The following is a 13,624-nucleotide window of genomic DNA, read 5'->3' on the forward strand; positions in this document are numbered from 1 at the left end:
ACCTCGCGGCGCAACGAGATTTCACAATCACCGTGAAAAGTGTGAAGCCAAGCCGTCATTTCCCTACACAGGCGGCGAATCACCGGCCGCCCCGCGTCAGTTGCCGTTCATCGCCGATCGGCATAGGCAAGCGTCCATGCGCATGCTTTCCGTCCTGCTCGCCGCGATGATGATCGCCTCCCCCGCCTTGGCCCAAACCACGCCGGCTGTCGCACCGATCCTGACCACGCCCGAGGCGAAGGACGTGTGGACTCACGCCCGGCCCGAGATCGCCCGCGTCACCAATGTCGCGCTCGATCTGCGGGTCGATTTCGGCAGCCAGACGCTGAACGGCAGCGCGGTGCTCGATATCCTGACCGCGCCGGGCGCCACGGAGATCGTCCTCGATATCGACAATATCGATATCGAGACCGTCGCCGAGCTTAACGGGCCGAACCTGCCCTATGCGATCGGCCCGCGCGATGCCGAGCTGGGATCGGCGCTGACCATCCAGCTCAATCCTGGCACCAGGCAAATCCGCATCAAATACGCCACGCGCCCCTCGGCCAGCGCGCTGCAATGGCTCGCACCCGAACTTACCGCGGGCAAGCAGAAGCCGTATCTGTTCAGCCAGGGCCAGCCGATCAACAATCGCAGCTGGATCCCGACCCAGGATTCGCCCGGCATCCGCCAGACCTGGTCGGCGAGGCTGACCGTGCCCGACGGCTTCGTCGCGGTGATGAGCGGCGAGCGGCTGAGCGGCGAGAAGGGCATGCCCCGCGCCAATGGCGGCAAGGTCTACGAATTCGAGATGAAGCGGCCGGTGCCGCCCTATCTGATCGCGCTCGCGGTCGGCGATCTCGCCTTCAAGGCGACCGGCCCGCGCTCGGGCGTATGGACCGAACCGTCGATGCTCGATGCCGCCGCCTATGAGGTCAGCGATGTCGAGAAGATGATCACCGCCGCGCAGAACCTCTACGGCCCCTATCGCTGGGGCCGCTACGACATGCTCGTCCTGCCGCCGAGCTTCCCCTATGGCGGCATGGAGAACCCGACGCTCACCTTCCTGACGCCGACGATCATCACCGGCGACCGCTCGAACACCGATGTCGTCGCCCACGAGCTGGCGCATAGCTGGTCGGGCAATCTCGTCACCAACGCGACCTGGTCGGATTCGTGGCTCAATGAGGGTTTCACCACCTATTTCGAGAACCGCATCATGGAGGCGGTCTATGGCAAGGCGCGCGCCGCGCTCTATGCCGATCTCGATTGGGATGGGCTGGTTCGCGATCTCAAGGCCGAGAATAACGGCCCCACCACCCGCCTGCACGGCGATCCCGGGGCGACCGCCGGCCAGCTCGACTATTTCAAGGGCTCGACGATGCTGCGCACGATCGAGCAGGCGGTCGGCCGCAAGCGCTTCGACGCCTATATGCGCTCCTATTTCGATCGTCATGCCTTCCAGCCGCAGACCAGCGCCGGCTTCCTGGCCGATATCCGCAAGCGGCTGATCAAGGGCGACAAGGCGCTGGAGGCCAGGCTCCAGCTCGATCGCTGGGTGTATGAGCCCGGCCTGCCGGCGAACGCCGTGCACGTGAAATCGCCGATCCTGGCGCAGGTCGATGCCAAGCTGGCGGCGGTCAACAAGGGCGGGCCGGTCTCGGCGGTCAAGCCAGATGGCTGGAACACCCAGCAATGGATGCGCTTCCTTAACGGCCTGCCCCGCCAGCAGACCCCCGAGAGGCTCAAGGAGCTTGACGAGACGCTGGGCCTGTCAACCTCGACCAACGCCTATGTCCGCTCCGCATGGGCCGAGCTGGCGATCGCCAACCGCTACGATCCGGCGGTGCCCAGCATCGACGCGTTCGTGAACAGCGTCGGCCGCGGCCTGCTCGTCCGCCCGGTCTATTCGGGGCTGATGGCGCAAGGCGACTGGGGCAAGCCGATCGCGGCCCGGCTCTTCGAAAAGGCCAAGGGCAGCTACCACCCGTTCGTGCGCGGCCAGGTCGAGAAGATGGTGACGGCGAAATAGGGAGCAAGCGATGCGGGGGCTCAAGGCGGGACTGATTGCGGCTGCGGCGCTGATATCGCTGGCGCCGGCGCATGCCCAGACCGCCCCGCCGCCTGCACCCATCGACACCGTCGATCCGATGATCGGTACCGGCGGCGAGGGGCACACCTTCCCCGGCGCGGTCGCCCCGTTCGGCATGGTGCAATTGTCGCCCGATACCGACGCCACCTGCGAGATCCGCGCCTGCTACAGCCACGCCGCCGGCTATCGCTACGAAGACCCCGCGATCCAGGGCTTCAGCCACACCCATTTCTCGGGCGCGGGCCATTCGGACCTCGGCGACGTGCTGGTGATGCCGCAATCCGGCGACACCGTGCAGTTGGAGCCCGCCGCGTATCGCTCGCGTTTCGATCACGCCACCGAGACCGCCAGGCCCGGCTATTACGCCGTCACCCTCGCCGATAGCGGCATCCGCGCCGAGCTGACCGCCGGCACCCGCATCGGCGTCCATCGCTACGCCTTCCCGGCCGGCCAGCGCGCCAGTCTGCTGATCGACCTGCGCTCGTCGCTCTATAACTATCCCGGCAAGGTGCTGTGGTCCGGCCTCCACCTGCGCCCCGACGGCACCCTTACCGGCTTTCGCGAGACGCGCGGCTGGGCGCCGGGGCGCAAGCTCTATTTCGCGATGCGCTTCTCGGCACCGCTCATCGATCACGCCTTCATCGATACCGACAAGGATGTGAAATATAAGGGCTTCGGCGCACCGGGGCGTGGCAGCGACGCGGTGGCGGAGAAGCTCGGCCGCGCACTGGAAGCGACGCTCAGCTTCGGCGAGCTGACCGCGCCGCTTGAGGCCAAGGTCGCGCTGTCGGGCGTCGACGAGAATGCCGCCATCGCCAATCTCGAGGCCGAGCCCGGCGATTTCGACGCGGTGCGCGCGGCTACGGCCGTTGCCTGGAGCAAGGTGCTGGGCGCGCTCGACATCGATGCCGCCGCCCCCGTCCGCAAAGCGGTCTATACCGCGCTCTATCACAGCCTGCTCGCCCCCAGCGTGTGGAGCGACGCCGACGGGCGCTATCGCGGGCCCGACGATCAGGTCCATCAGGCCGATGGCTTCACCTTCCGCTCGACCTTTTCGCTATGGGACACATTCCGCGCCGAGCATCCATTGCTCACGCTGGTCCAGCCCGAGGCGACCAATGCCGACATCGTCCGCTCGCTGATCGCCAGCCGCGAGCACAGCCCCTATGGCATCCTCCCGATCTGGCAGTTCGCCGGGCGCGAGACCTGGACGATGATCGGCTACCATGCCGTCCCGGTAATCGCCGACGCCTATCTCAAGGGCATCCGTGGCTTCGATGCCGACAAGGCGCTGGAGGCGATGGTCGCGAGCGCCGAGTACGCGCCCTATGGCGGCCTCGGCGAATATATGCGGCGCGGCTATGTGCCGATCGACAAGGAGCCCGAGGCGGCATCGAAGACCGTCGAATATGCCTATGACGATTGGGCGATCGCGCGGATGGCGCGGGCGATGGGCAAGACCGATATCGCCGAGCGTTTCGAGAAGCGCGCGGGCAATTGGCGCAACAGCTTCGATGTGCAGACCGGCTGGCTGCGGGCGCGGCTGGCCGATGGCAGCTTCCGGGTGCCGTTCGATCCGACCGCGATCAACTATGGCTCCGATTATACCGAGGGCAACGCCTGGCAATATAGCTGGTTCGTGCCCCAGGATCAGGCCGGTCTGTTCCGCGTGCTGGGCGGCGATGCCAGGGCGATCGCGCGGCTAGACGCGATGTTCGACTATAACAATTCCAAGCTCGATTACAGCCATGCCGAGGATATCGCCGGGCTGATCGGGCAATATATCCATGGCAACGAACCGAGCCACCATGTCGCCTATCTCTACAATTACGCCGGCGCGCCATGGCGGACCCAGGCGCGGCTCAAGCAGATCGTGGACTCGCAGTACAAGCCCACGCCCGACGGACTCTCGGGCAATGACGATCTCGGCCAGATGTCGGCCTGGTACGTGTTCACCGCGATGGGCTTCTATCCGGTCGCGCCGGGATCGAACGAATATGTCATCGGCCGCCCCTTCGTCGATCGCGCCGCGATCAATTTGCCGGGCGGCAAACGCTTCGTTGTCGTGGCCGAAGGACTGTCCGACAAGGCGCCTTATGTCGCTCGCGTGACGCTGAACGGCCGCGCGCTGGAACGCAGCTACATCACCGACGCGGAAGTGCGCGCGGGCGGCGAGCTGCGCTTCACGATGAGCGCCAAGCCCAACAAGAGCTGGGGCGCGGACAGAGAGGCTCGGCCCTATTCGATGTCGATGGTGCGCTGATCTCGCTGCGCCGCCGTCCACGCCAGGCACAGCCATCCGGCGATCAGGGCCGCCCCACCCAGCGGCGTGATCGCCCCGAGCCAGCGCGGCCCACCCAGCGCCATCAGATAGAGCGCCCCCGCGAACAAGGCGCCGCCACCGACGAACAGCCAAGGCGAAACTCGCTCACCCATCTTCAGCGCGACCAAAGCCGCGACGGCGTGGATCAGCTGATAGTGCCCGCCAGTCTTGAGCCATTCGACCGCCTGCCCCTCGGCGCCATGCGCGCCGAACGCGCCTGCCGCGACCGCGAGCGCGCCAGACAGCGCGGCAAGTGTCGTGATCAGCCTCACAGTCCCACCTCCTTCAGAAACGCCGGTCCCGCATCGAGCACCATCGCCCCGCCCACCACCAGCGCCGCAAAGCTGATCACCAGCACCGCGCCCGCCAGCATATCCTTGGCAAGCTTGATCGCGGGGTGAATCTCCGGGTGCAGCCGGTCGATCACGGACTCCATCGCCGAATTGAGCAGCTCCAACGCGAGCACCAGTGCGCAAGTGACCGCGACCAATGCCCACCAGACAAGGGCGGGCCGCAGCACGATCAGCGCGAGCGCAGCGGCGACTGTGAGCCCGGCCTGGGTCCGGAAGCTGCTTTCGCGCTGCCAGCCGGTGCGGATGCCCGCCAACGCGAAGCCCAGCCGTTCACGGAACGGCCGGTTCTTCACTGACCTTCCGTCCGCGCTTCGGCACCGGCCTTGGCCGTCTCCCGCGCCAGATTCTCCTGGCTGAACATCCGGGTGACGCCAGCGCGCAGGTCGCCGCTTTCCTTCTGTTCCGTCAGCCGCGCCGAGTCCCGCTTGCGGTATTCGGCCTCGGTCTTGTCGATCTCCTGCATGTCGACGCCGACCGCCTCCATCGCCTCGCGCGCCATCCGGACCGCGCTCTCGAGCATCTCGCGAACGATCCCGGCAACCGGCGCGCCCTTCATTTTCATCACCGAGCGCCGGTCATACGCGCGCACGAAGATCGAGGCATTGGGGAAGGCGTGGTGGATGCCTTCGAGTATAGCGGTGTCGAGCCCGTCGCCATCCTGGCAGAACAGGATCAGCTCGGCATCCGCAGCCCCCGCCTGGCGCAGCAGGTCAACGCGCGTGCCGTCGCCATAATAGACCTTCATTCCGAAACTGCCGGCGGTCTCGATCATCGCGACATCGGAATCGATCAGGGTGACCGGGATGTTCTGACCGAGCAGCATCTGCGCGACGGTCTGCCCGAAGCGGCCATAGCCGACGACGATCGCGTCCGATCCGTCGTGCTGCGGCCCCTGCACGCCCTCCGCGCTCTTCTCGGGCTCGGCGCGCAGGTTTTGCGTCAGCATCATCAGGAACGGGGTGGTCGCCATCGACAGGGTGATGATCGCGCCGAACACGCTGGCCGCCTGTTGCTCGATCAGGAACGCCTGCTGTGCCTGTGCGAACAATACAAAGCCGAACTCGCCGCCCTGGCTGAGCAGCACGCCGAGCGCGAATGCGCGGCGGCGCTTCACGCCGAACAGCATCGCCAGCCCCATGATGATCGCCATCTTGGTGACGATCAGGGCGAGCGCCATGCCGGCGACGAAAAGCGGCCGGTCGGCAATTGCATGGAGGTCCAGGGTCATGCCGACCGCGAGGAAGAACAGACCGAGCAGGATCGTGCGGAACGGCTCGACATCGGCCTCCAGCTCGTGGCGATAGGGCGAGTCCGCGAGCATCACGCCGGCGATGAACGCGCCAAGTGCCGCCGACAGCCCGAGCGCCTCCATCAGCGCCGCCGCGGCGATGACGGTGAACAGTCCGGCGAACACGAACATCTCGCGCTCGCCGAGATTGCCGATCAGCTTGAACAAGGGCCTCAGCAGATAGCGCCCGACCAGGACCAGCCCAACGATCGCGGCCATCGTGTAGACCCCGAGCAGCCATCCGGGCGGGCCGTTCATATCGGCCGGGTTGCGGGACATCGCCGCGACGATGGTGATCAGCGGGACGATTGACAGATCCTGGAACAGCAGGATCGCGAAGGCACGCTCGCCGAACGGCGTGCGCAGGCGCCCGGCGGATTGCAGCATCGGCAGCACCTGCGCGGTCGACGACAGCGCCAGCGGAAGCCCCAGCGCGAGCGCCGCGGCGCCGCTCGATCTGGTCGCGAGATAGACGATCCCCGACACCGCCAGCCCGCACAATACAACCTGCAGCAGGCCCAGTCCGAAAATGTCGCGCCGCATCCGCCACAGGCGACTCGGGCTCAGTTCCAGCCCGACCAGGAACAGCAGCAAGGCGATGCCGAGCTCGGCGATCCCCATCTTACTCTCGGCGCCGCCGACCAGCCCCAGCACCTGCGGCCCGACCAATGCACCGGCAACGAGGAAACCGAGTGTCGCACCCAGCCCGAGCTTGCGGAAGATCAGCACGAAGATCAGCGCGAAACCGAGCAGCGGCACGGCATCGCGGACAATGGAGACTTCGCCGTGCATCAGCGCGCCGCCTGTTCCGCGGCTTCCGCCGCCGCTTCGAACGCCAGCCGGATCGCCGCGTGGCGCCCGCGGTGCGGCAGCGCCGGCACGAAGATGTCGAGACCGGGCCACTCTGGCGCGGGTCCCGTCTCCGCGAGCCATGCGGCGAGCGCATCGCGCGCAGTAGCGATCTCGCCCGCGGTCCGGCCGATAATATGCGCCGCGAGGATGCCCGCCGACGCCTGCCCCAGCGCGCACGCGCGGACGAGCAGCCCGAGCGCCTTGACGCGCCCTTCGTCATCGAGATCGATATCGACCGTCACCCGGCTGCCACACACGGGCGAGCGCTTCTCCGCCGTCCCCATCGGATCGGCCAGCCGCTCCTGAAACGGCACGGTCGCGGCGAGCCGCAGGATTTCCATATTGTAGAGCGGCGCGTTCATTCGGTTCCCGATCTAGGGAAGGCGAGCCGAAAGCGCGAGGGGCTAGTTAGCGTGAGCGGTCTTATTCCCCATCGCCGCGTTGCCGCTGACATTCCCCTCCTCCTCTCCGAACACCGGCAGCCCCTTGCGGCGACGATCGACGACGTCGGCGATGCTGGCGCTGGTGGCGTTGAGCAGCGGATAGGTCATCGAGGTCGTGATCCAGTCCGGCCGCTTGGCCGCGCCGCCGCGCATCGTGTCGAACACCAAGACCACCAGCAGGAAGGCGACACTGACGAGAATCAGGCCCTTGAGTGCGCCGAAACCTAGGCCGAGGGCGCGGTCGATCGGCCCCAGGAAGCTGTCGCGCGTCCGCGAGCCGACCGAATTGGCGATGACGCGCCCGCCGAAATAGGTCGCGCCGGAAAGGATCGCGAACGCCAGCACCGAAGCGCCCTGTACCGTGCCGACCACGCCAGCGAGCATCTCCGCCAGCGGCGCATGGAATAGCTTGATCGCCAGCACGACAAGCACCCAGGCGAGCAGCGCCAGCACCTCGGTGACGAATCCGCGCAGGAAGCCGAGCACCGCCGCCCCGCCGATCGCGAGCAGCACGATGATGTCCAGTCCGGTAAGCGTCATGGCGAAAGGCCCTCCCGCGGCCCTGATACGTTGGCATGCGCGCGAGCGGAAGCCGGGTCAGCCGTGCCGCGTGACCCGCAATGCCCAGCGGTCATAGCCGAGTTCCTCGACGCGCTTCATGATCGCCTCGGCATTGGCCGGATGCGCCTCGCGCGCCAGCACCCACAGATAGCGCCCGCCCGGCTCGCCGACGATCGACCAGTCATAGTCGTCGCCATGATCGAGCACCCAGTAATCGCCGGTGTAGAAGGGCCCGAAGAACGAGACCTTGAGCTTGGCGCCGGTAACCTCGTCGGCGACGATTGCCTTGCCTTCGACGAAGCTGCGTTCCCCCTTGGGTCCGCCCTGGCAACCGCTATTGGTGATCGCGATCTTGCCGCCGGGCGCAAGCGCATATTCGGCGGTGACCGCGTCGAGCCCCTTCTCGAACCGGTTCTCGTGCCGCGCCAGCTCGTACCATTTGCCCAGATAGAGATTCAGATCGACCGTCTTGGCCGGCTCGGGCACCTCCGGATTGATCACCGGCGGCCGCGTCGCCTGGCGATAGGCGAAGGCTCCGCCGATGGCGGCAACGGTGACGCCACCAAGTATCTTGAGAACGGTCGATTGCTTCATGCTGGCATGATGCGATGGCGGGCGGGGAATTGGTAGTCCCAAAACCCTCTCCCTCCAGGGGAGAGGGACTTAACGCCCCAGCAAATGATCGACGAACGCCGCGAGGTTCTTGAACCCCGACAGCACCAGCCCGCCCTTGTCGGCCTGCGCGGCCGGAGCCAGCGCCCTGGCGAAGCCGAGCTTGCCCGCCTCGCGGCAGCGCAGCGCGCCATGTGCGACCGGGCGAACCTCGCCCGAAAGCGCTATCTCGCCGAACGCCACCGCGTCCGCCGCCAGCGGGCGCTCGGCCAGCGCCGATACCAGCGCCGCCGCCACCGCCAGATCGGCGGCGGGATCCTGCACGCGATATCCGCCGGCGATGTTCAAATAGACTTCACAGGTCGAGAAGCTCAGCCCGCACCGCGCCTCCAGCACCGCGAGGATCATCGACAGCCGCGAGGAATCCCAGCCGACCACCGCCCGCCGCGGCGTCGCCCCGCTCGCCAGCCGCACCACCAGCGCCTGCACCTCGACCAGCACCGGCCGCGTCCCCTCCAGCGCCGGGAACACGATCGTGCCGGTGACGCTCTCGTCGCGCTGGGTCAGGAACAGCGACGAGGGATTGGCGACCTCGCTCAGCCCCTCGCTCTCCATCGCGAACACCCCGATCTCGTCAGTGCCGCCGAAGCGATTCTTGACCGCGCGGAGGATACGATACTGGTGGCTGCGCTCGCCTTCGAACGCCAGCACGGTATCGACCATATGCTCTAGCACGCGCGGGCCGGCGATACTGCCATCTTTGGTGACATGACCTACCAGCACCACCGCCGTGCCCTGTTCCTTGGCGAAGCGGATCAACTCGCCCGCGCTCGCCCGCACTTGGCTCACCGTCCCCGGCGCGCCCTCGATCAGGTCGCTGTGCATCGTCTGGATCGAATCGATCACCAGCAAGGCAGGGGCGGGGCCCTCCCCCATCGTCGTCAGGATATCGCGCACCGAAGTCGCGGCGGCGAGCATCACCGGCGCCTTGCCGAGCCCCAGTCGCCGCGCGCGCAGCCGCACCTGATCCGCCGCTTCCTCGCCCGAGACATAGGCGACGCGTAGTCCGCGCTCGGCGATCTTCGCCGCCGCCTGCAGCAGCAGGGTCGATTTGCCGATCCCCGGATCGCCTCCGATCAGTGTCGCGCTGCCCTCGACGAACCCGCCACCCAGCGCCCGATCGAGTTCCGCGATCCCCGTCGCCATCCGATCGGGCAGCGCGATGTCGGTATTGAGCCCGGTCAGCTGGATCGCACGCCCGCCCGACTGGAGATTATGCTTGGCCTGGAACGGCGTGACGTTGCCCCCGGCTTCCTCGACCAGCGTATTCCAGTCGCCGCAATCGCCGCACTGGCCCTGCCATTGCGCGGTGACCGAGCCGCATGCCTGACACACATATCGTTTGCGGAGCTTCGCCATGTCCCGCGTGTAGCGCGGGAACAATTCAAGAACAAGTCTCGTCCTCCCGATACCGGGGGGATCGAGTTGCCCGTATCCCTGCCCCCCGCTATGCCCGCTGCAATGAAACCGTCGGACATCCGCGTCGCCCTGTTCAGCGGCAATTATAATTACGTCCGCGACGGTGCGAACCAGTCGCTCAACAAGCTTGTCGGCCATCTGCTCAGCCGCGGCGTCAACGTCCGCGTCTATTCGCCGACGGTGGAGAAGCCGGCCTTCGAGCCGACCGGCGATCTCGTCAGCATCCCCAGCTGGCCGCTGCCCGGCGAGCGTGGCGAATTCCGCTTCGCCACCCACCTCCCCAAATCGGTGCACGATGATCTTGCCGCGTTCAGGCCGAACGTGATCCACGTCTCGGCGCCTGAATTCATCGGCCATGCCGCGATCCGCTATGCGCGCAAGCACGGCCTGCCGGTGGTCGCATCGATGCATACCCGCTTCGAGACCTATCCGCGCTATTACAAGCTCGGCTTCCTCGAGCCGTTGGTCATCCATCTGCTGACGCGCTTCTACAACAAGGTTGATGCCGTGGTAGTGCCGGCACAGTCCTCTATTGACCTTCTGCGCGAATGGGGCGTGACGACGCCGATTGGCATCTGGGCGCGCGGCGTCGATCACGATACATTCTCGCCCAAGCGTCGCGATCTCGCCTGGCGCCGCTCGCTCGGCATCGCCGACGATGAGTTCGCCGTCGGATTCCTCGGCCGGCTGGTCAAGGAAAAGGGGCTTGATATCTTCTCCGAAGTCTGCCGGCGGCTGACCGCGCAGGGCGTGCCGCACCGGGTGCTGGTGGTCGGTGAGGGCCCGGCGCGCGAATGGTTCGGCGAGCTCGTCCCCGAAGCCGCATTCGCCGGTTTCCAGCGCGGCAATGATCTCGGCCGCGCCGTTGCCAGCATGGACGTACTGTTCAACCCTTCGGTCACCGAAAGCTTCGGCAACGTTACGCTGGAAGCGATGGCCGCCGGCGTTCCCGTCGTCGCGGCCCGCGCCACCGGAGCGGTGGACCTGATCGACGAGGGCGAGACCGGCTTCCTCGTCCCGCCACGCGACGTCCAGGCCTATGCCGACAGGATCGCGATGCTGGCACGGGATTCGACGCTGTACCGTGCGCAATCGGATGCCGGCCACGCCAAGGCCGATGGCTATGTGTGGGACGCGATCAACGAGAAGGTGATCGACACCTATTTCGAGGTACTGGAACGTCACGCGAAATAGCCGATCGTCGGTGCGGGTGCCGGTTTTGCTGTCCTACATCGGCGCGGGGCGATATCTTGCTTCCATGCCTCTGCGCGCGACCTTGCTCGTTACCGCTCGCATAATATTGTTACATTTGCGAATAACGAAGTTTCACAATCCGCATGAAAAGTGTGAAGCTAAGCCGTCATTTCCCTAAACGTTGGACAAATTCAGGGGGAGCCAAGCCTGATGCATGCCGTCGAAGCATTTGAGCTCGTCCTTGTCCTGCTGGCGATGGTCACCGGGCTTTATTGGCTGGCGCTGAAGCTCCGCCTGCCGCCCGCCACCGCCCTGCTGGTCGGCGGCGGCGCGCTTGCCTTCATTCCCGGCCTGCCCGACATTTCGCTCGATCCCGAGCTGGCGCTGGTGCTGTTCCTGCCGCCGCTGCTCGTCGATGGCGCCTATTCCACCGCGCTCGGCCGCTTCCGCCGGCATTTGCCCGGCATCCTGTCGCTCGCCGTCGGAGCGGTGGTGTTCACGACGCTGGCGGTCGGTCTGGTGGTGCATTGGCTGGTTCCCGAACTGCCGCTGTCCGCCTGTTTCGCGCTGGGTGCCATCGTCTCCCCGCCCGATGCCGTCTCGGCGCGCGCGGTGCTCAAGGACGTGCCCCTGCCCCGTCGTCTCACCGCGCTGCTCGAAGGTGAAAGCCTGCTCAACGACGCTACCGGCCTGATCCTGTTCCGCTTCGCCGTCGCGGCCACGCTGAGCGGCGTGTTCCATGCCGGCGAGGCGGTCGGCATGTTCTTTGTCGTAGCGATCGGCGGGGTGATCGTCGGCCTCGCCGTCGGCGCGCTCTGGGTGTTCGTCGCGAAGAAACTCCACGACCGGATGCTGATCGTCATCGCGACCACCCTGCTCGGCTGGACCGCCTATCTGGCCGGTGAGGCGCTCCACGTTTCGGGTGTCATCGCCGCGGTTACCGCCGGGTTGGTCCTCGGCTGGTATCAGCACACCGTGATGTCGGCGGCGGTGCGGCTGCTCGGTGGATCGTTCTGGCAGATCCTGACTTTCGTGCTGGAAGCGATGGTGTTCATCCTGATCGGCTTCTCGCTGCGCGGCGCGCTCGAGCGCATCGGCGGGATCGAGGCCATCCCCGTTCCAATGGTTCAGGCGGTGATCGCGGTGGTGCTGACCGTGGCGGTGACTCGTTTCATCTGGGTGTTCGGGCAGGACGCGATCCTGACCGCGCTGCGCAAGACAGGCTTGAAGACCGCCCGCCCGCTCGGCGCGCGACAGGCGACCGTGCTCAGCTGGGCGGGGATGCGCGGCGTCGTCACGCTGGCGGTGCCGCTGACCCTGCCCATCGACATGCCAGGCCGTGATCTGATGCTGATCTCGGCCTTCGCGGTGATCTTCGTCACCGTCGTAGGTCAGGGATCGAGCCTGGGCTGGCTGATCGGCAAGATCGCCCCGCAGGATCTCGATCCACCCGCGCGGATGGATATGGCCGCCACCGAAGCGGCGATGGCCCGTGCCCGCACCGCCAGGGTCGAGGAGCTGGCCTATGATGCGGACGGCACGCTGATCCACCCGCAATTGCTTGAACAGCACCAGAAGCGGGTCAAGATGATCGAGCGCTATGCCGAAAACGCCCCTGAGGCGATGGAGAAGCTGCGCCCGCATTTCGACGTGGTGCTGGAGGCGATCGCCGCCAGCCGGATCGAGCTTATCCGCCTCCACCGCGAAGGCCATATCGAGGACGAAGTGCTCCATGAGCTGGAACGTGACATCGATGTCGAGGAAATGGGCATCGTCCTGCAGCGAGGCGAGGATTAGCCGATGATCACCCTGTTCGGCGAAGGCCGTGGCTTCCGGGTCGCCTGGCTGCTCGAGGAAATGGGCTTGCCCTATCGGCTGCGGCCGGTCGACATGCTTGCCGGTGTCGACAACGACCCCGGATTCCTGCGCGTCAACCCCGCCGGCTTCATACCCGCCATCCAGGACGGCGACGTCACCATGGTCGAATCGATCGCGATCATGGAATATCTGCTCGCCCGCTACGGCCCGAGCCCGCTCGTGCCATCGCCGCACGACCCGGCGTTTGCCGCCTATCAGCAATTTCTCCACCTCGGCGAAGCCGGGCTCGCCGCCTCGATGTTCTTCTTCGTTGTCGCCAAGATCCTCGCGCCCGAGGCCGAGCGCGACAATTGGGGATCGCGCAAGGCGCTGGAGACCTTCCACAGCCGCCTCGGGCTCGTTGTTCGCCAGCTCGACCGCGCGTCCTATATGGCCGGCGAGCACTTCACCGCCGCCGATATCTCGGTGACCTACGCGCTCGAATTCGCGCAACGCGCCGGCGGCGTCGCGCTCGGTGCGGCGGAGCGGGCCTATATCGCCCGTACCACCGAGCGCGACGCCTATTGGCGGGCGATGGACGTGTGCGAGGCGACCAAAGCCTGGGCTGCCTCACTGACCTTACCCGACTGA

At 66.5% G+C, this 13,624-nt stretch carries 12 protein-coding genes; 5 read left to right on the forward strand and 7 right to left on the reverse strand.

Features of this window, described 5'->3' with window-relative positions; translation table 11 throughout:
• Positions 1–136: 136 nt before the first annotated feature.
• Positions 137–2,011 (forward strand): M1 family metallopeptidase, encoded by a 1,875-nt coding sequence (locus KF730_RS11485; RefSeq protein ID WP_294095233.1) that lies wholly within the window; start codon positions 137–139, stop codon positions 2,009–2,011.
• Positions 2,012–2,021: 10 nt separating this feature from the next.
• Entirely contained in the window at positions 2,022–4,334 is a 2,313-nt protein-coding gene (locus tag KF730_RS11490) for a GH92 family glycosyl hydrolase (protein WP_294095237.1), read from the forward strand.
• On the opposite strand, the gene KF730_RS11495 is transcribed toward KF730_RS11490, so the two are convergent.
• From KF730_RS11495 to radA, 7 genes are all read right to left on the reverse strand, one after another.
• Positions 4,310–4,666 (reverse strand): DUF423 domain-containing protein, encoded by a 357-nt coding sequence (locus KF730_RS11495; RefSeq protein WP_294095240.1) that lies wholly within the window; start codon positions 4,664–4,666, stop codon positions 4,310–4,312. The genes KF730_RS11490 and KF730_RS11495 overlap by 25 nt on opposite strands.
• Positions 4,663–5,040 (reverse strand): diacylglycerol kinase, encoded by a 378-nt coding sequence (locus tag KF730_RS11500; RefSeq protein ID WP_294095245.1) that lies wholly within the window; start codon positions 5,038–5,040, stop codon positions 4,663–4,665. The genes KF730_RS11495 and KF730_RS11500 overlap by 4 nt, the downstream gene beginning before the upstream one ends.
• Positions 5,037–6,827, reverse strand: coding sequence for a cation:proton antiporter (locus KF730_RS11505; RefSeq protein WP_294095252.1), 1,791 nt, complete (start codon positions 6,825–6,827; stop codon positions 5,037–5,039). Before KF730_RS11505 ends, KF730_RS11500 begins: the two co-directional genes overlap by 4 nt.
• Complete coding sequence (locus KF730_RS11510; RefSeq protein WP_294095254.1) at positions 6,827–7,249, reverse strand: iron-sulfur cluster assembly scaffold protein; 423 nt, start codon at positions 7,247–7,249, stop codon at positions 6,827–6,829. Before KF730_RS11510 ends, KF730_RS11505 begins: the two co-directional genes overlap by 1 nt.
• A 42-nt stretch (positions 7,250–7,291) precedes the next feature.
• A complete protein-coding gene (locus tag KF730_RS11515) occupies positions 7,292–7,870 on the reverse strand; it encodes a CvpA family protein (RefSeq protein ID WP_294095256.1) in 579 nt (192 codons plus the stop codon).
• A gap of 57 nt (positions 7,871–7,927) precedes the next feature.
• Positions 7,928–8,485, reverse strand: coding sequence for a lipocalin family protein (locus tag KF730_RS11520; RefSeq protein WP_294095258.1), 558 nt, complete (start codon positions 8,483–8,485; stop codon positions 7,928–7,930).
• Between the two features lie 69 nt (positions 8,486–8,554).
• Complete coding sequence (gene radA / locus KF730_RS11525) at positions 8,555–9,922, reverse strand: DNA repair protein RadA (RefSeq protein WP_294095260.1); 1,368 nt, start codon at positions 9,920–9,922, stop codon at positions 8,555–8,557.
• Between the two features lie 102 nt (positions 9,923–10,024).
• Here radA and KF730_RS11530 point away from each other — a divergent pair, with 102 nt between their 5' ends.
• From KF730_RS11530 to KF730_RS11540, 3 genes are all read left to right on the forward strand, one after another.
• A complete protein-coding gene (locus KF730_RS11530; protein ID WP_294095262.1) occupies positions 10,025–11,176 on the forward strand; it encodes a glycosyltransferase family 1 protein in 1,152 nt (383 codons plus the stop codon).
• Between the two features lie 210 nt (positions 11,177–11,386).
• Positions 11,387–12,973 (forward strand): Na+/H+ antiporter, encoded by a 1,587-nt coding sequence (locus tag KF730_RS11535; protein WP_294095264.1) that lies wholly within the window; start codon positions 11,387–11,389, stop codon positions 12,971–12,973.
• Positions 12,974–12,976: 3 nt separating this feature from the next.
• Positions 12,977–13,624 (forward strand): glutathione S-transferase family protein, encoded by a 648-nt coding sequence (locus KF730_RS11540; RefSeq protein WP_294095266.1) that lies wholly within the window; start codon positions 12,977–12,979, stop codon positions 13,622–13,624.

It is taken from the genome of Sphingomonas sp., from assembly GCF_019635515.1.
GTDB lineage: Bacteria > Pseudomonadota > Alphaproteobacteria > Sphingomonadales > Sphingomonadaceae > Sphingomonas.